Raw genomic sequence first — 17,332 nt, 5'->3', positions numbered from 1 at the left:
CAGGGAGGTAGAAGTATGTCTGCAACAACCGTTTCGCAATTTGCCGTAGAACTTAAGATGCCGGTTGCCGTGCTGCTCGAGCAGCTCGGCAAGGCCGGGGTCGCCAAACAAGGTCAGAGCGATACCCTGACCGATCAGGACAAGACCCGTCTGCTCGACTACCTGCGCCGCTCGCACGGTGAAGAGCCGAAGAACAAGATCACGCTGACCCGCAAGCAAACCTCGGAAATCAAGGCCACTGACTCTCATGGTCGTGCGCGCACCGTACAGGTTGAAGTGCGCAAGAAACGCGTTCTCGTGAAGCGTGAGGCTGGTGAAGGTGGTCTGGATCATGCCGCCGATGCGGCACTGGATGCCGAGCATCTGGTACATGACGAGGCCCTGCTCGAATCGGTTGAAGCGCCGGTCGTTGAGCTCGTGCCGGAGCCGGTTGTCGAAGTGGCCCCCGAGCCCGAACCGGAACCGGTTGTTGAGCCGGAGCCCGAGCCGGTTGTTGAGCCGGAACCGGAACCGGAGCCGGTGGTCGAGCCGGAGCCGGAAGTGATTGCCGAAACCGTTGCAGAAGAACCTGCTGAGAATGTGGTCGCAGAAGTGCGTCCGCGTATCCTCAATCGCGCCGCCATCATCGGCGAAAAAGAACTGCAGTCACGTGAAGAGGCGGCCAAGCGGGCCAGTCGTCTGCGTGAAATTCAGGAGCGTGAACTGGCCGAGAAAAAGGCCCGTGAAGCACAGCTCGTGATCAAGCGTCAGCAAGCTGAAGCGGCTGCGGCTGCCGCCAAGGCCGCCGAGCAGGCCAAGCAGCAGGCTGCGGCCCAGGCCAAGGCGGGCGAAGGCGAGAAGGGTACGCTGCACAAGCGTCCTGACGCGCCGGGCGCCAAGAAGGCTGACAAGAACGACAAGGGTGGCCGTGCTGCCGATGAAGGCAAGAAAAAGGGTGGCCTGAAGACCCGCGGTGGTGATGCGGGTGGCTGGAAGGACAACCGCCACGGTCACAAGAAATCGCACAAGAACGACGACGGTCAGGGCAGCTTCCAGGCGCCGACCGAGCCGGTTGTGCGCGAAGTCCATGTGCCGGAAACCATTTCCGTTTCCGATCTGGCCCACAAGATGGCGATCAAGGCCACCGAGATCATCAAGGCCATGATGAAAATGGGCTCGATGGTAACGATCAACCAGGTGCTGGACCAGGAAACGGCCATGATTGTGGTCGAGGAAATGGGTCACAAGGCGCTGGCTGCCAAGCTGGACGATCCGGATGCCTTCCTCGAGGAGCATGCCGAGCACAAGGATGTGGCGGTTGAGCCGCGTGCGCCGGTGGTGACCGTGATGGGTCACGTCGACCACGGCAAGACCTCGCTGCTGGACTACATCCGTCGCGCCAAAGTGGCGGCCGGTGAAGCAGGTGGCATTACGCAGCATATCGGTGCCTACCACGTGGAAACCGAGCGCGGCATGATCACCTTCCTGGATACCCCGGGTCACGAAGCCTTTACGGCAATGCGTGCGCGTGGTGCCAAGGCGACCGACATCGTCATCCTGGTGGTGGCGGCGGACGACGGCGTGATGCCGCAGACCAAGGAAGCGATTCACCACGCCAAGGCGGCGGGTGTGCCGCTCGTGGTTGCGGTCAACAAGATCGACAAGCCGGATGCCAACCCGGACCGCGTCAAGCAGGAACTGGTGGCCGAGGGCGTCATTCCGGAAGAGTACGGCGGTGATTCTCCCTTCATCGCGGTTTCCGCCAAGAAGGGTACGGGCATCGACGAGCTGCTTGAAAACGTGCTGCTCCAGGCTGAAATTCTGGAACTGACGGCGGCCAAGGATGCACCGGCCAAGGGCCTGATCATCGAAGCCCGTCTCGACAAGGGGCGCGGTGCCGTGGCAACCATGCTTGTTCAGTCCGGTACCCTGAAGCGCGGCGATGTCGTGCTGGCTGGTCAGGTCTTCGGTAAGGTCCGCGCCATGCTGGACGAGAACGGCAAGCCGATCAACGAAGCCGGTCCGTCGATTCCGGTCGAGATTCTCGGTCTGTCCGATGTGCCGGGTGCCGGCGAAGAAGCCATCGTGCTGACCGACGAGAAGAAGGCGCGTGAAATCGCCTTGTTCCGTCAGGGCAAGTTCCGTGACGTCAAGCTGGCCAAGCAGCAGGCTGCCAAGCTCGAAAGCATGTTCCAGCAGATGGAAGAAGGCGAGGTCAAGACCCTGCCGCTCATTATCAAGGCAGACGTGCAGGGCTCTCAGGAAGCGCTGGTGCAGTCGCTCCAGAAGCTCTCCAACGAGGAAGTTCGCGTCAATGTCATTCACGGTGCCGTGGGTGCAATCAGCGAATCCGACGTCAACCTGGCCCAGGCTTCCGGTGCCGTCATCATCGGCTTCAATACCCGTGCCGATGCGGGTGCGCGCAAGCTGGCCGAGTCTTTCGAAGTCGATATCCGTTACTACAACGTGATTTACGACGCGGTCGACGAAGTCAAGGCAGCCCTGTCCGGCATGCTGGCGCCGGAGAAGCGCGAGCAGGTGACCGGTATGGTCGAGATCCGTCAGGTCTACACCATCTCCAAGGTGGGTACGATTGCCGGTTGTTACGTGCTGGAAGGGATCGTCAAGCGCGCTTCGCGTGTTCGCCTGATCCGCAACAACGTGGTTCAGTGGGACGGCGAGCTCGACTCGCTGAAGCGCTTCAAGGACGACGTCAAGGAAGTGCGTTCCAACTTCGAATGCGGTCTGTCGCTGCGCGGCAACAACGATATCGAAGTCGGCGATCAGCTCGAAGTGTACGAAATCCAGGAAGTGGCGCGTTCCCTCTGATGAAGAAGCAACGTCCAAGAGGGTTTCAGCGTAGCGAACGGGTCGCGGAGCAAGTCCGCCGCGACCTCGCTGACCTGATCCGTACCGAACTGAAGGACCCGCGCGTCGGCATGATCAGCCTCACCGAGGTTGAGCTGACGCCGGACTACGCCCATGCCAAGATCTTTTTCACGACGCTCAATTCGGATCATCTGGAAGACATCCAGCGTGGCCTGAAGCGGGCCTCCGGCTTTCTGCGTCGTGAACTGGGTCGTCGTATCCATATCCATACCCTGCCGGAACTCCACTTTGTCTACGACAATTCTCTGGAGCGCGGTAGCAGCCTGTCGCAGCTGATCGACCAGGCCAATGCGGTGACGGCTGAGCCGGAACCGGATGCGGCCGAGACGCCGCGCGACGACGCCTGATTATCGATGGAAGCACCGAAGGTCAAGAAGACCTGGAAACAGGTCGATGGCGTCCTCCTGCTCGACAAGCCGGTGGGCCTCTCCTCCAACGACGCGCTGCAAAAGGCGCGTCGTTTGTTTTCTGCGGCCAAAGGCGGCCATACCGGGACGCTCGATCCGCTGGCGTCTGGTTTGTTGCCGCTGTGTTTTGGTGAGGCAACCAAGTTTTCCGCCGATCTCCTGGATGCTGACAAGACCTACGAGGCCGAACTCAAGCTGGGGGTGACGACCGACTCCGGCGATGCGGAGGGCCAAGTGATTGCCACGGCGACGGTCGACGTTGCTGAAGCGGCCATTTTGGCCGTGCTGCCGCGCTTCACCGGTCCGATCGAGCAGGTGCCGCCCATGCATTCCGCCTTGAAGCGGGACGGGCGTCCGCTGTATGAACTGGCGCGCCAGGGGATTGAGGTCGAGCGCGCTGCGCGTGCGGTGACCATCCATGCCCTGGAAGTCCTTGATTTCGCCGGCGACGTGCTGCGCATTCGCGTGCGCTGCAGCAAAGGCACCTATATTCGGGTGCTGGCCGCGGATATCGGGCAGGCCTTGGGCTGCGGTGCGCATCTGACGGCCTTGCGCCGCACGGTAGTAGCGGATCTGGACCTCATGCACGCGGTGACCTTGGCTGAAATCGAGGCCCTGGATGAGGTTGACCGCATGAAGCGCCTGGCACCGGTCGATGCCTTGCTGCAAAGTCTGCCTGTGCTGACCCTCGAAGGTGAGGCAGCAGCCCGTTTTCGTCATGGCAATCCGGTGAATTTGCCCGAAGGCCTGAGCGGCAAAATCCGTATTTATGAGGCAGGGCGTCTCATTGGTGTGGGTGAGCCGGGACGGGAAGGGCGTTTGTGGCCAAAACGACTGGTACAGCTCGCAAATTAACGCTATAATCCAAGGCTTCCCGTTTCTGCGGGAAGTTTTTTCAACTGGCGACTGCTCTATCAAACCGGGGCAGCGTCGTATCAACCTAGAGGGTTTTGAAATGATCACTACCGAAAAGAAAGCCAGCATCGTTGCTGAATTTGCCCAAGGCAAGGGCGACACCGGTTCCCCGGAAGTCCAGGTCGCGCTGCTGACCGCCCGCATCAACGACCTCCAGCCGCACTTCAAGGAGCACACCAAGGATCACCACTCCCGTCGTGGTCTGCTGCGCCTGGTTTCCCAGCGTCGCAAGCTGCTGGACTACCTGAAGGGCAAGGACGTGGATCGTTACCGCACCCTGATCACCAAGCTTGGCCTGCGTAAGTAATCGCTGCCAAAGCCTTGAAAAAGCGGCCCGGAAATTTTCCCGGCCGCTTTTTGCTTTTTTGTTGTTCTATTGTTCTTTGATGTTGTAAGTTGTTGTTATTGTTGATAAATGTGTTGAGAGTGAAAGGAAGTACATGTTTAACGTCGTGAAAAAGACTTTCGCCTACGGCGACCACCAGGTAACGATTGAGACCGGTGAAGTCGCTCGCCAGGCAGGCGGCGCCGTGATGGTGTCGATGGAAGAGACGGTTGTGCTGGTGACCGTCGTTGGTGCCAAGAGCGCCAAGCCGGGTCAGGATTTCTTCCCGCTGACCGTTGATTATCAGGAAAAGGTTTACGCTGCCGGTCGTATCCCCGGTGGTTTCTTCAAGCGCGAAGGTCGCCCGTCCGAGAAGGAAACGCTGACTTCCCGCCTGATCGATCGTCCGATCCGTCCGCTGTTCCCGGAAGGTTTCTACAATGAAGTGCAGGTCGTCGCGACCGTCGTCTCGCTGAATCCGGAAGTAGATTCCGATATCCCGGCGATGATCGGTGCTTCCGCTGCACTGGCCATTTCCGGCATTCCGTTCGCCGGCCCGATCGGTGCAGCCCGCGTCGGTTACATCAACGGCCAGTACGTCCTGTGCCCGACCCTGAGCCAACTCAAGGACAGCAAGCTGGACCTCGTCGTTGCCGGTACCGAAGCTGCCGTGTTGATGGTCGAATCCGAAGCTGACCAGCTGTCTGAAGATGTCATGCTCGGCGCCGTGGTTTTCGGTCACACCGAAATGCAGAAGGCGATCAACGCCATCAATGAGCTGGTTGAAGAAGCCGGCAAGCCGGAATGGGAATGGCAAGCCCCGGCCAAGGACGAAGCGCTGGTTGCCCGCCTGCAGGAATTGGTTGGTGCCAAGCTGGAAGAGGCTTACAGCATCACCTCCAAGCAGGCCCGTAGCCAGACCGTCAAGGCAATCGCCGCCGAAGCCGTTGCCGCCCTGTGCACCGGTGAAGAAGGTGCGCCGGATGCCAACACCGTCGGCAACCTGTTCTTCGAAATGGAAGCCGCCATCGTGCGTGGCCGTATCCTGTCCGGTCAGCCGCGTATCGACGGTCGGGACACCCGCACCGTGCGTCCGATCACCATGCGTTCCGGCGTGCTGCCGCGCACCCACGGTTCGGCCCTGTTCACCCGTGGCGAAACCCAGGCCCTGGCTGTCGCCACCCTCGGTACCAACCGCGACGAGCAGATCATCGACGCGCTGGCCGGTGAATACCGCGACCGCTTCATGCTGCACTACAACATGCCTCCGTACGCCACCGGCGAATGCGGCCGCGTCGGTACGCCGAAGCGTCGTGAAATCGGTCACGGCCGTCTGGCCAAGCGCGCCCTGCTGGCCGTGCTGCCGGCACCGGAGGATTTCTCCTACTCGATGCGTGTTGTGTCCGAAATTACCGAATCCAACGGCTCCTCGTCGATGGCTTCCGTCTGTGGCGGCTGCCTGGCACTGCTCGACGCCGGTGTGCCGCTCAAGGCGCACGTGGCCGGTATCGCCATGGGTCTGATCAAGGATGGCAACCGCTTTGCCGTTCTGACCGACATCCTGGGTGATGAAGATCACCTCGGCGACATGGACTTCAAGGTGGCCGGTTCGACCACGGGTATCACGGCGCTGCAGATGGATATCAAGATCCAGGGCATCACCAAGGAAATCATGCAGGTTGCCCTGGCTCAGGCCAAGGACGCCCGTCTGCACATCCTCGGTCTGATGCAGGAATCTGCCGCCGGCCCGCGTGAGGAAATGTCCGCCTACGCACCGCGTCTCTACACCTTCAAGATCAATCCGGAAAAGATCCGTGACGTGATCGGCAAGGGCGGTGCGGTGATCCGTTCGATCACCGAAGAAACCGGCACCACCATCGATATCCAGGATGATGGCACGATCACCATCGCCGCCACCTCCGGCGACGCCGCTGCCGCTGCCCGCGCCCGTATCGATGCGATCACCGCAGAAGTTGAAGTCGGCAAGATCTACGAAGGCACCGTCCTCAAGATCCTCGACTTCGGTGCCATCGTTCAGGTCCTGGCGGGCAAGGATGGTCTGCTGCACATCTCCCAGATCGCTCAGGAGCGTGTCAACAAGGTCGAAGACTACGTCAAGGAAGGCCAGGTTGTTCGCGTCAAGGTCCTGGAGACCGACGATCGCGGCCGCGTCAAGCTGTCCATGAAGGCGGTCGCTGCCGAAGAAGGTGCTGTTCAGCAACAGCAGCAACAGCAGTAATCGCCGGTTTTCCGGTTGAAGAAGAGGGCGCCTGAGGGCGCCCTTTTTTCTTGGTCAGTCCTGTTGCGGTGTTGCAGGCCCTAAAAGGTGGAGTGCGCTACTCAACGGCGCTTCGGTCCTCCGGGTTTGAGGCGGGCAGGAGGGGGGGCGTGGTGCTGCTGTGTCAGATGGCGCCGTGCCTTGCCGAGGGGGCATCTGTTGTCGTCAGGCACAATCCGTGGGCGTAAAAAAGCCACCGCAAGGGTGGCTTTTAAAGTGGCCAGGGGCGTGCCTGACGCAAGGGGCGCCGATGGGCTCGGTGCGCCGGAAATGGCCTTATTTGGCCATCTGCTTTTCCTTGAGTTCGTCCAGCGTCTTGCAATCGATGCACAGCGTGGCTGTCGGGCGGGCCTCCAGGCGCTTGATGCCGATGTCAACGCCGCATTTGTCGCAGAATCCGTAATCACCTTCTTCGATGCGGGTGAGCGTTTCGTCGATCTTCTTGATCAGCTTGCGTTCGCGGTCGCGGTTACGCAGTTCGATCGCCATGTCCGTCTCCTGGCTGGCGCGATCGTTGGGATCTGCAAATACGGTGGCTTCGTCCTGCATGGTGTGAACCGTGCGGTCGATGTCCTCGCTCAGTTCCTTTTTCAGGCTCTCGAGAATCTTGCGGAAATGCGCAAGTTGCTTCGTGCTCATGTACTCCTCCCCCTCCTTCGGTTGGTAGGGGGCAAAATGTTTGTGGAGCAGGTCTTCTGCCATGTTCTTATGCGCCTAGGTGGTGACGAAAAACCCGATTAAATATCAGAAAGCGTGAATCGTGGCAAGGAAAGTTTATTGTTGCATTGCAAGATGCCCATCTGGCGCGGTTCCCAAGGCGATGATAGAATGCAGTTCTTGTCGGGGCGTAGCGCAGTCTGGTAGCGCATCTGCTTTGGGAGCAGAGGGTCGTGAGTTCGAATCCCACCGCCCCGACCATTACTTCAGCTTGCCTGATTCCCCCTTAGCGCCCGTAGCTCAACTGGATAGAGCAGCTGCCTTCTAAGCAGCAGGTCGGGGGTTCGAGTCCCTCCGGGCGCGCCAATAAATCAATGGCTTACAGCGCGCATTTTTGTTTTAATGAAAAAACGGTGGCACTTGTAAGCAATCTGTAACCAGTTTTCTGTGATGTGATGGTTGTAACCATCACATCACTGGCTTACTTTTGTGAATTAAATCCAGAAACACTCGTTGTCAGAGCCTGTGATGCCTTCCGAAGAAATTCAGAAGCCCACACGGCCAATTCAGCAATCGTCATCGGCGGCGTAATTTTCATGTCCTCCTGGAAGTCGAGGCTGGCTGAAAAGTAAGGCTCGTTCGATGCTTCCCAATCCTGCGCAGCCAAGTTTTCCTGAAGCTTCTGAAACAGCGCTAATGGCAAGGACGTATCGTGCTGAATCAGCATTTCAAGCTGCAGCCCTTTCTCCCAAGATGACTGGCGAATACATGCAGACGTTGTTCCTGGAACCGTTTCACCGAACAGCGAACGATCCGGCAGGATCATCAGCCCTGCTTGCTCGAAACGAAGCCGTTGCCGCTCGTCGAGGACCAGTTGCCAGTTGAACTCACGCAGTACTTCATCCCTGAGTTTTGCTTCCAGTTCATTCTTCAGCATGTTCCAGGCAATCAGTCGAAGCTCGGGGTTGTCATCGGTCGCCATTGCCAGCTTTTCGTAGTACCAGATCGTCACATCGATGGTGTTCAACGACTCACCCACCAGCGGTGAGATCCGGCCGAACGTATCAACTAGTGCCTTTTCGGAAATGCGTTTGCCGACGACGCGCTTGGCAAAGTTGATGACCCACACGTCAGGTTTTATCGAGTCGATACCGCAGCGGATGCGCAGCCATTCCCAGACAGCGATACCCAGCCCCTTCACTTTGCCCTTGAAGTCAGCTTCAAACGTGGCTGACTTGATCCAGGCATGAAGACTTAGTTGGTCGGTCACGCCAATCGACTCGAAGAAATCGAGCAGTCGCCGCAATAGCTCGATGCGCGTCCAGTGCCGGTTCGACCAAAGGAACATCGCGGCTGCCTCATTCCCATACTTGTCGTTGGGAAACTTCGCAAGCAAGCCTTTCAACTGGTGGTGGTCATTGATGTGGTGCTGCTTTTGCACCTGTAGCTGAAAGAAGTTGAGCGCATTGATGACCACAGGCTCCTGAATGTGAAAATTCAACACCGTGTGCATCACGTCTTCGACGTAGCACGTTTCCCATTTCATTGGCCGTATGAACGGTAGTCCGGCAACAGCCGTCGCCAGCTTGGTGAATTCATCATCAGTCAGTTCGATTGGCTTCTTCATTTTCATGCTCCAGATAAGGAAACGGCCAGCACGATGGCTGGCCATAAAAGGGTGGTTTGGTGATTTCAATGTCGGCTAATCGGTCAATGGCGTTTCCTCGCTGCGCGGTGTCAGCAGCAGGGCATCAGTGAAATTTACTTTGCACTCACCATTGGCTGTTTCGTAGCGGTGCCAACCTCGACGACTGGCATTTGCCGTCAGCGTTGCGTTCCACGGCAACATGGGGAGTGGGGGCAATGCCGGATCAAGAATCAGAAAAACATCACGGCTACGTTGTCCGTGGTCGCAACCAATACCGACCGCCAATACCCAGTGGTCGAACGTAGGGCTGGTCAATCCGAAGAGGCCGACTCCGCTACTGTTCAAAACTTCTTTGGCATCAGCGACAGGGTTTTCCGTCAGCACTTTGCAATCGAGTTCCTCCCTGAAAGGTTTGAACACGGTCTCCAGTTCATTCGGGAGGAGCTGCCAAGTGAGGTAGCCATACCGCTTCGATGGCGTCCATTTCAGACCATTGGCAAACAGGAATTGGCCGAAGGTGGAGAGTTTCAGTGACAAGTCGCGCTTGTAGTGAATGCCGTCCGCCTGAGCAGGAAACGCAGGCAACCACCAGCGCATCCTTGGCCCACTCGGATACACCCAACCGCTGAAGCTGAGCAACGCTATTATCTGCAATTCGCCGGGCAGGCCGAACACGCCTGCACTTAAACCACGGAGCCTTTACGAACCCGGGGCGATTCATGCCCATAGAATCCGGGATTTTCTCTCCATTGCCTTGAGTAGTATCCGCGACAAAAGCATAATTCCATGACGATATTCATGGTTACGGTAAATGATGGCCGATACTACCGTTGGTCAGTTTGCAGACGAATTGAAGTTACCTGTCAGCGCGGTGCTTTCTCAGCTACATAGAGCGGGCGTTCAAAAGGCGTCCGGAGAGGATTCGTTCACTGTTGCAGACAAAACAGCTTTGCTTGAGTTTCTTCGCCAGCAATCTCAGTCCTTGATGAACAAGACAAAAATTGTTCTGACTCGCAAGGAAATCGCAGCAGATACGATCGCGGCTCCTGATGAGAAAAGGCCGAAAATTCTGCTCCGCCGCAAATTTGCCGGGCAAGGGAAGCCGACTGTCCCCGAGTGGATGGCAATGTCTGCTTCTGATCGCCAAGAATTTCGGATACAGGCCCGAGCTTCGGCGGATATGCGTTGGCACGTTGAATTTCTGGACTCATGCCGACGCAACAAGCTGGAAGAGATTCGAAGGCAGAGCATCAAGCCTGTGCAACACGAGCCACCAAAAATCGACTCGCTCAACGTGTGCAACGTTACAAAGCCTGTTCCTTTAAGCAAGGAGCTTGAGCAGCACTTCAAAATGATGGAGCTGCTTGAAAGCGACGATTCTTAAGGGTGCGTACTGTTGATCAGGACAGTCCGTCGCTACGTCATCGGAATAAAGGTCTCTCTTTAGCACTCCCCGGAGACCGAATTGCTGCTCATGCCTAGGCCTCACTATATTTTGGCCGAACATCTGAAAGATGGATGACTTGATTGGTATGCCAAGTAAATGCGTATTCCGACCAAGCTGGACAGTCGGCGCGTAGCGACGCGGCGTGTTGGGGTTTTACACGGGTGATGTCATTGGGGTCAAGTTGTCACGCTTGGGCGTAGAGTTATCCACGGCCGGCCGACAGTAGGCGCTCCGTCTATAGCCAGCTGGCCGGCGGCCGGCGGTGGGTAACCTGCTAAATGCCATGTGGGCCTCGGCAAAATCGCCGAGGGTGCCAGGGTTAACCCTGCGTCCTAAGCTACCGCTTCCAACTGTCCAGCTTCCGTTGGAATCACCGTCCAGGTTGCGCTGGAATCCGTGTCCAGCTTGGCCTAGAGTTCGCAGCAAACTCATTTTTTCCCAGATCAGCATAGGTATGAGGACGGGCGCTAGCAAGATCGAAATCGTTGCAAGGAAGAAGTTACGCATCTTGATTGAATGCAAATTGCTCAACTAGCTCTAACGCAGTCTGGCTGTTCGTAAATTCCAGCCAATTGACAGGGCTTCCAACTCAAAAGCGTCAACTCGAACCATTGGAACTGTGATTGTCAGCATACCTACGGCGACCACCTCCCAGCCCCCGGAAAACTGATGAATGATTTCCGAAAGTGGGTCATCTGTAGAGAACGCACGGGAGGTAATCAGTTGGTAGTGCTGATAGGAGAGCGGTGTTTTGACACCAGTGATTGCCAGTTCGTTACCAAGGGTGAGGTGTGCAAAAAACTCATCGCCCCACCTGAGTTGCAGAAAAGAAAATGGACCATTGCAAATTTCAGCAAGCCTGTAGAGGTCATTTCCCAACGAGACAGCCTCGATAGGCTCAATCTCGATCTCCCCGTTGTTTTCGATTGATCCTGAAGAGTTCCATATTGGCCCACCATCATCAGAGCCAAGGTGGTACCTCAAGAGATAGGGCTGAGCATTCTCTAGAGTTTGATAGAACGCATGTTGTGGCAGGTCCGGCATTGCTTCTTTCATATACAGGATGGATGAAGACGGAACGAATTCGAGATGATAGATTAGAGCCAAAATTGCGAACGTCATCGACAAAAATCGTAGGGGAAAAATGAGAATCTCAAGTGACCGCATGTCAGACTGGGCCATCAACAAGAGCGGAGAGGGGCTTAGGCGGCTAATACCAGAGCGGGACTACCAGGGACTCAACACACAGTCAGATCAGCTTCGGGTGTGGCTGCCTGAACCCGCAAAAACTGCACTGGAAGAGCTTGCAGATCGAGCCGAAACATCAATGACCGTATATTTGATCGAATATTTCGTGAGCTATCTCTACGGCCAGTACGAACTTCAGCGAATGCGAGAAGCACGGATAGGCGTGTATGAACCCAAAACAACCAAATATTCGTTGATGGGCGTAAGAGAGCCAGAGCCACCAAGCCTGGGCAAGAATATTTATGCGTTAAAAATATTTGTCCCAGCCAAGATGAAGGCTGAACTGCAAAAATTGGCCGAAGGAGTGCAGGTAACGCTCGGTGAGTATGTCCGATCCTTAATTTGCGCCCATCTGTTTGGTCAGGAATACGGGGTTAGAAGCGCCTTTGAGATTGCGATTGCTGACGAAAAGGCTGCAAGTGAGTGGGAGAAACGCTCCTTGGAAGGAGAACAAAATGACGGTAGGTGAAGACTCTGCGTCGTTTCAACTCAACCATCTGTCATTCGACGACACGGATTTCCATGGAATGAAGTTGGTCCTTGATGACTGGGTAAGCAAGGGTTTCGTCGGGGACTTGAACGTCGAGGCCGCAACACGGGGCTACATAACGATCACTACCAGAAACTGGGTAGCAAACCATGATGACCCTTACGTGAGCTTTGAGTTACACAAGTTGAAGGGAAAAAAACGCCTGTTATGGCAGGGGACAAATTGGGTAGCACGAATCTTTACCTGCCAGAACCAAAAAGGCGCTTTCGCCACGCTGCATGGCTGTGTATCGGCTTCTACCCTGATTTACACGATGAACGAAGTTCCGAATCGCGGTTGGAACGGTATTGAGTTTGGTCGTTGGCAGCCGCTTGAAAGTTACTACCTGTACTAGCAGGAGATGGGATGCAGCCGAAAATCATCAATGCCGAGAGAGTGGTCTCGTTTCCCCTAAACGATGACTACATGGCATCGCTGCTCGGAAACATTGAGTCGGCAGGGATCATCCAATATCACCACTTGTTGGTCATTTATGGGCCAGACCGAGAGCCTTGCCTCTTCATCGGTGCAGAGTGGAGTTTGCACGACCCATCGCACAAAAACGAACCCGTGTTAGGCGTTTTTTCAGTTGAGGCGCACGAAAGCTGGGAAGGTAGTAGCGATATGGTTGATGACGCGCTGTTTGTTCTCAAGGCTTTTTCAATTGCCCGCGAAATTCTGAAAATCGAAAACACGGAACTTGCTGAGGGCGAAGCCTGGGCGATGGCGCAAGTGCTCAAGCGTTTCCAGGATGCTGAGAAGCCCTTGTACGCGCCTCACATAGAGGGCTATACCCAAGCGTTGCGTTGCAATGATTTACGAATGGTCGCCTATCTTCAAAAAGGCATCCCAACCTAACAATAGACAAAACAGAGGAATAAATGGCTTCAGTCAACAAAGTAGTGCTGATCGGCAATCTTGGCGCAGATCCAGAACTACGCGCCTTCAGCAATGGTGACCCCGTTTGTAATCTGAGGATCGCGACGACGGATACGTGGAAAGACAAGGCGTCAGGCGAAAAGCGGGAAGCCACCGAGTGGCACCGTGTAGTTCTTTACCGAAAGCTTGCAGAGATCGCCAGCCAGTATCTCCGGAAGGGATCGCAAGTCTATATCGAAGGGCGCATTCGTACGCGAAAGTGGCAAGACAAGGACGGGCAAGACCGCTACACCACGGAAATCGAAGCCAATGAGATGACGATGCTGGGTGGCAAAGGTCAGGCTACCTCAGCCGCTGCGCCTGAGAAACAAGAGCCTGCCAGGACCGATGACTTTGGCAGTAAGGGGAGCAAAACACCTCCAAGCTGGGTCGATGATGACATTCCCTTCTGACGCGGAGGAGATTTCAAATGGCAGACACAAAATACATCAATGAAGTTGGCCTGTTCGATGAACTGAAACTCGCGCTCTCCCGCACCACATCCGATGACTTGAAAACTTGGAGCAAAAGCTCTGTAAGCCGACTCCCTACGATTGCAAAAAGGCGAGTAAAGAATTTTGGTGCGCTGATTTCTGGGGTCGGAAAAGCACTCGGAGAGGAAGTCGGAAACGGCGTAAATGCCTGGAAAAAAGGTGATTTCTCTGCTCACCTCGGGCAGCGGACAGCCGCGGGTATTGATACAACGCTGGATTTTGGAAAACGCACCTGGCGTACCGTTGAATTTGTCAGTAAGGCAGTTCTGGATGAACCCAAGAAAAATGCGCCCGGCGTTCTCGCCTTGGCTCTTGGCTTTATTGCGGGATCAGGTGGCGTTGATGGGAATGGGGGAATCCCGGATACCGATATAGCCATGTGGGGAATAGGCGACCACCGCTCACTGTTCACGCATTCGATCATTGCGGGCATCATTGTGGAAACGTCGATATTGGCGCTGGCGGATCTGGCAGGGATCGTCTGTGACAAGCTTCCTCCTGGTGAGCGTTCTGAATTTTGGGAGCAGATCAGCAGCACCAAAGATCAGATTGCGTCTCAGCTTTCCGCTGGTGCCAGTGTTGGCATCGCATATCACCTCGCGGTTGATGCAACGCTACAGCCTGCGGCCTACAAAGACCTCCCATTCTCCATGCCATTAGAGGCTCATCAGATGCTATTTGCTGTGAATGCGGCTGTTGAAGGTAATGACGCTGCATCTCGGGTCAATACTCCCGGCGAGAAGGCTGTTGCCACTGTAAGCGACGGTTTTGCTGCCGTTGGCTCAGGGTTGCGCGCTTTGTTCGGGCATAAATAGGAGCGAATGCAGCCATGGGGATACTTTCAGACATTTTAGGCAGCATTGCAGTCGGAGTTGTCAAAGTTGCCATAGCTGGAGGCGGTGCACTTGCACGAATTGGAGCGAGGGTTGCGGCTGAGGCTAAACCCAGAATCATCGCGGCGATCAAGGCGGTTCGTGAAGAGTGGGATCGTCGTCAGATGCAACGAGAGGGAAGCGGGAGCCGGGTGGTTCATGCTGACACTAGTCAAGAACTTCGAGAAGTTAATGAACGACTAGCAAGGCTGGGTCAAAAAGCGGTTAACTATGGACTAAATCCCCGTGAGGTCGAACATAGAAGGGAACTGGTAAACCGACGCCACGAGCTCCTCGCCGAGATACAAAGTGCTGATGAGTTACGGATCGCGACCAACATTGCCGACGCAGAGTCAGAGTATTCTGCATTAACTATCACTGATAAAACGACCCATCTACTGCAATCAACAGTAGGTCAAACCTTGTATGGGAAAAAGTGCCCGAAATGTGGATGGCAGATGCAGGTGCAATGGGATAGAAGCAAAAGCACCATTGACGCGAATCAACTTGGCTGGGGTTGCACTGGTTGGTATTGGGCTGGAAATGGAACCCCGCATCGCTGCTCTCATTGGGAATCCTTTTCACAGGAAGATTTTGATGTTTTTGCAAGAACACAACGTCCAGAGTTCTCCGAGCTAAATGCCAAAGAGTTTTCTGATCTCGTGATAGGTCATAGCAGTATTGTCGTAGATCGAATGGAGGGAGTTCGTAACGATAGGGAATTAAAAGGGGCTGTCGAAGCGTATCGATGTCCTGTTCACGGAGAAGAGTTAATTCTTCGCCAGAAAAAAGAACACAGTGGCAGGTTGCTTGATATGTATTTTCTTGGCTGCCCCCGATGGCTGCCCCAGGGTAATGGTTGCCAATATATTGTCAAACTCAAATCGCCTGCACAATTACATGCCTATTTAGAGGCAGCCACTGGCGATGGCGTGATTTAACTCTGACTTTTAAATGTAGAAGTCGCGACCTAATCTGACAATTTCCCCGATGCGACATTTACCATTAAACGTATGAAAAATCAAGTGATTAGAAACTGCCCTATCCAATTTCGCTGCACCAAAAAGTGGTCTCAGCTTCTGGAAACATCTGATTCTTTGCTACGTTTTTGTGATGACTGTCAAAAGAACGTTTACTACTGCTCTACTGACGACGAAATTGCTGCGGCACTGCGATTAAATAAGTGCATTGCTATGAGCATAATTTCATCTCAAGAAAAGCCCGCAGATGATGACTTTATGTTGCTTGGATTTTAGTTAAATATTGATCCTATGCGCCATGACTGACCAGAAAGCCTCAGCTAAAGCCAACCCTCGTTTCTTTGATGGTGTCTGGATTGGCAAGATTACTGAAGTTGGATTCATTGTTTTCGACCCTACGATCCACAACCTCCATGACGATGATGATGCCATTGCATTGTGGGTGGAAAAGAGCACAAGTTGGCGATATTTCGCTGAAGATGATGCGAGAGCCAAGCTACGGGACAACCTCGGGTGTATTACAGATAGTGATCGTTCTCGTGTTGCCAAAAATTACTGGCGGTGGCGCTGTGAAGGGCGAGGCTACACGAAGGAGGGTTACCTACGTTTAAAGCAGGAAGAAGCCGATCAAAAACTGATTGAACAATTCTTTGAGCGTCAGCAATTCACCGATCAGCCAACTGATGAAGAGTTGTCTCCAGAGGAATATTATCTCAAAGCAGTTCGAGAGCGATCTGGCCCCATACCGGAGATGACACAAGAGGAAAGAATGGGAGGTTTGGCCAACATTGACGGTAGTCCCTACAGCAATTGCTAGTCGGTATCTAAAAAAGGGAGCCAAGTGTTTGTCGGAGGGCGCTTGAAAACACGCAAATGGCAGGATAGTTCTGGGGTAGATCGTTTCACTACGAAAATCGAGGCCAGCGAATTATCAACTGCTGGAGGAAAGTCGGGGGAAATTCGTCAGCCTGTTGAGGGGGGTGAGCCTAGAGATTTCACTTCAAGCATTTCTGACGTAAAGGGATCAGCACTTCAGCCAGTTTGGCTTTTGGACGATAACTTACCGTTCTGAGGAGGGGGAATGGGGGGCAATGTAGAACGAATCGTTGCTTTAGCAGAAGGTAGGATTCAACCGACAACGGGGATGGAGGCGCACTTTATTCGTGTTGTAAACGGTGATGCCATGCCTGCCAGTCAAGAAGAGGCTGAATGGTTTCGTGTGTATCAAGATTGGAAGCGCCAAGGAAATGTATCAGTTCCAGATGCAACCGATGAACTGAAGCGGCAACTTCGCTTGCTAGAATCGAGAGAAGCAGCTTTGCTCAGCGAATTAGAGCAAAAGAATGAATTGCTGGAAGCGACAGAGTTATCAAATAGGGAGCTCAGTTCCACTCTGTCGTGTGTTCGAAAAGAGTTGCTTGCTATGCGTGAGAAGTGGCTTGCCGAAATTTCCAGGGCAAATGAATGCGATTCAAAGGCAAAAATTGCAACAGCAAAGTCCCTAGAATTGTCAGAGGCGCTGGAGCAACGAATCCAGTCACTGATTGACACCCGTCACCGCGAGATTGAATCGGAAATCTCGAGAGTGGTCGAGAAAAATCAGCATCTTGCTTCGCTGATTGTCGAGTTGAGCCAAAAAATCCGCAAAGAACACACGAAACGAATCAAGCGACGTCCCCCCGTTTTCAGTAGCAATGGGCTTTAGAGTCCATGGTTAATTTACCTGATTTCTGAGCGAGTGATTTG

At 54.7% G+C, this 17,332-nt stretch carries 18 protein-coding genes, 2 tRNA genes and 1 pseudogene; 17 read left to right on the top strand and 4 right to left on the bottom strand.

The window, feature by feature from the left end; all coding sequences use genetic code 11:
• The first annotated feature begins 15 nt into the window (after nucleotides 1–15).
• The 5 genes from infB (at nucleotide 16) to pnp (ending at nucleotide 6,754) form a co-directional block, all read left to right on the top strand.
• The gene (infB, locus tag AACO21_RS16055; RefSeq protein WP_346193537.1) at nucleotides 16–2,808 is read left to right on the top strand and encodes a translation initiation factor IF-2; all 2,793 of its coding nucleotides are present in this window, start codon (nucleotides 16–18) and stop codon (nucleotides 2,806–2,808) included.
• Nucleotides 2,808–3,215 carry a 30S ribosome-binding factor RbfA gene (rbfA, locus tag AACO21_RS16050; protein WP_346193536.1) on the top strand — a complete coding sequence of 136 codons (408 nt, stop codon included), beginning with the start codon at nucleotides 2,808–2,810 and terminating at the stop codon, nucleotides 3,213–3,215. Before infB ends, rbfA begins: the two co-directional genes overlap by 1 nt.
• Nucleotides 3,216–3,221: 6 nt before the next feature.
• On the top strand, nucleotides 3,222–4,130 hold the full coding sequence (gene truB, locus AACO21_RS16045; RefSeq protein ID WP_346193535.1) for a tRNA pseudouridine(55) synthase TruB: 909 nt from the start codon (nucleotides 3,222–3,224) through the stop codon (nucleotides 4,128–4,130).
• A gap of 100 nt (nucleotides 4,131–4,230) precedes the next feature.
• A complete protein-coding gene (gene rpsO / locus AACO21_RS16040; protein WP_346193534.1) occupies nucleotides 4,231–4,497 on the top strand; it encodes a 30S ribosomal protein S15 in 267 nt (88 codons plus the stop codon).
• A gap of 133 nt (nucleotides 4,498–4,630) precedes the next feature.
• Nucleotides 4,631–6,754 carry a polyribonucleotide nucleotidyltransferase gene (gene pnp / locus AACO21_RS16035; RefSeq protein WP_346193533.1) on the top strand — a complete coding sequence of 708 codons (2,124 nt, stop codon included), beginning with the start codon at nucleotides 4,631–4,633 and terminating at the stop codon, nucleotides 6,752–6,754.
• A gap of 315 nt (nucleotides 6,755–7,069) precedes the next feature.
• Here the strand turns inward: pnp and dksA are convergent, their stop codons facing one another.
• The gene (gene dksA, locus AACO21_RS16030; protein WP_346193532.1) at nucleotides 7,070–7,495 is read right to left on the bottom strand and encodes an RNA polymerase-binding protein DksA; all 426 of its coding nucleotides are present in this window, start codon (nucleotides 7,493–7,495) and stop codon (nucleotides 7,070–7,072) included.
• A 139-nt stretch (nucleotides 7,496–7,634) separates the two neighbouring features.
• On the opposite strand from dksA, the gene AACO21_RS16025 reads away from it, so the two are divergent.
• Together AACO21_RS16025 and AACO21_RS16020 are read left to right on the top strand one after the other, a co-directional pair.
• A tRNA-Pro gene (locus AACO21_RS16025) sits at nucleotides 7,635–7,711 on the top strand.
• A gap of 28 nt (nucleotides 7,712–7,739) precedes the next feature.
• Nucleotides 7,740–7,816 (top strand) — tRNA-Arg (locus tag AACO21_RS16020).
• A gap of 115 nt (nucleotides 7,817–7,931) precedes the next feature.
• Here the strand turns inward: AACO21_RS16020 and AACO21_RS16015 are convergent.
• Both AACO21_RS16015 and AACO21_RS16010 read right to left on the bottom strand, forming a co-directional pair.
• Nucleotides 7,932–9,077, bottom strand: a complete 1,146-nt coding sequence (locus AACO21_RS16015) for a hypothetical protein (protein ID WP_346193531.1) — start codon at nucleotides 9,075–9,077, stop codon at nucleotides 7,932–7,934.
• 75 nt (nucleotides 9,078–9,152) lie between these two features.
• The gene (locus tag AACO21_RS16010; RefSeq protein ID WP_346193530.1) at nucleotides 9,153–9,773 is read right to left on the bottom strand and encodes a hypothetical protein; all 621 of its coding nucleotides are present in this window, start codon (nucleotides 9,771–9,773) and stop codon (nucleotides 9,153–9,155) included.
• 136 nt (nucleotides 9,774–9,909) lie between these two features.
• On the opposite strand from AACO21_RS16010, the gene AACO21_RS16005 reads away from it, so the two are divergent.
• Nucleotides 9,910–10,482: a translation initiation factor IF-2 N-terminal domain-containing protein gene (locus tag AACO21_RS16005; RefSeq protein WP_346193529.1), complete on the top strand. Its 573-nt coding sequence runs from the start codon at nucleotides 9,910–9,912 to the stop codon at nucleotides 10,480–10,482.
• A 600-nt stretch (nucleotides 10,483–11,082) separates the two neighbouring features.
• On the opposite strand, the gene AACO21_RS16000 is transcribed toward AACO21_RS16005, so the two are convergent.
• The gene (locus AACO21_RS16000) at nucleotides 11,083–11,667 is read right to left on the bottom strand and encodes a hypothetical protein (RefSeq protein WP_346193528.1); all 585 of its coding nucleotides are present in this window, start codon (nucleotides 11,665–11,667) and stop codon (nucleotides 11,083–11,085) included.
• Between the two features lie 43 nt (nucleotides 11,668–11,710).
• Here AACO21_RS16000 and AACO21_RS15995 point away from each other — a divergent pair, with 43 nt between their 5' ends.
• From AACO21_RS15995 to AACO21_RS15955, 9 genes and pseudogenes are all read left to right on the top strand, one after another.
• Nucleotides 11,711–12,262, top strand: coding sequence for a hypothetical protein (locus AACO21_RS15995; RefSeq protein ID WP_346193527.1), 552 nt, complete (start codon nucleotides 11,711–11,713; stop codon nucleotides 12,260–12,262).
• A complete protein-coding gene (locus AACO21_RS15990) occupies nucleotides 12,249–12,677 on the top strand; it encodes a hypothetical protein (RefSeq protein ID WP_346193526.1) in 429 nt (142 codons plus the stop codon). Before AACO21_RS15995 ends, AACO21_RS15990 begins: the two co-directional genes overlap by 14 nt.
• Nucleotides 12,678–12,688: 11 nt before the next feature.
• On the top strand, nucleotides 12,689–13,180 hold the full coding sequence (locus AACO21_RS15985; protein ID WP_346193525.1) for a hypothetical protein: 492 nt from the start codon (nucleotides 12,689–12,691) through the stop codon (nucleotides 13,178–13,180).
• Between the two features lie 23 nt (nucleotides 13,181–13,203).
• The gene (gene ssb / locus AACO21_RS15980) at nucleotides 13,204–13,653 is read left to right on the top strand and encodes a single-stranded DNA-binding protein (protein WP_346193524.1); all 450 of its coding nucleotides are present in this window, start codon (nucleotides 13,204–13,206) and stop codon (nucleotides 13,651–13,653) included.
• 17 nt (nucleotides 13,654–13,670) lie between these two features.
• A complete protein-coding gene (locus tag AACO21_RS15975) occupies nucleotides 13,671–14,549 on the top strand; it encodes a hypothetical protein (RefSeq protein ID WP_346193523.1) in 879 nt (292 codons plus the stop codon).
• A 14-nt stretch (nucleotides 14,550–14,563) separates the two neighbouring features.
• Entirely contained in the window at nucleotides 14,564–15,547 is a 984-nt protein-coding gene (locus AACO21_RS15970; RefSeq protein WP_346193522.1) for a hypothetical protein, read from the top strand.
• 337 nt (nucleotides 15,548–15,884) lie between these two features.
• Nucleotides 15,885–16,403 (top strand): hypothetical protein, encoded by a 519-nt coding sequence (locus AACO21_RS15965; RefSeq protein ID WP_346193521.1) that lies wholly within the window; start codon nucleotides 15,885–15,887, stop codon nucleotides 16,401–16,403.
• Nucleotides 16,404–16,424: 21 nt separating this feature from the next.
• A pseudogene (locus tag AACO21_RS15960) lies at nucleotides 16,425–16,658 on the top strand (hypothetical protein); the annotation flags it as partial.
• 9 nt (nucleotides 16,659–16,667) lie between these two features.
• Nucleotides 16,668–17,291 carry a hypothetical protein gene (locus AACO21_RS15955; protein WP_346193520.1) on the top strand — a complete coding sequence of 208 codons (624 nt, stop codon included), beginning with the start codon at nucleotides 16,668–16,670 and terminating at the stop codon, nucleotides 17,289–17,291.
• Nucleotides 17,292–17,332 lie beyond the last annotated feature (41 nt).

Source organism: Dechloromonas sp. ZS-1 (genome assembly GCF_039649255.1).
Classification (GTDB): Bacteria; Pseudomonadota; Gammaproteobacteria; order Burkholderiales; family Rhodocyclaceae; genus Azonexus.
Note: the sequence above shows the minus strand (reverse complement) of the source record. Positions and strands in the feature narration are given on the sequence as shown.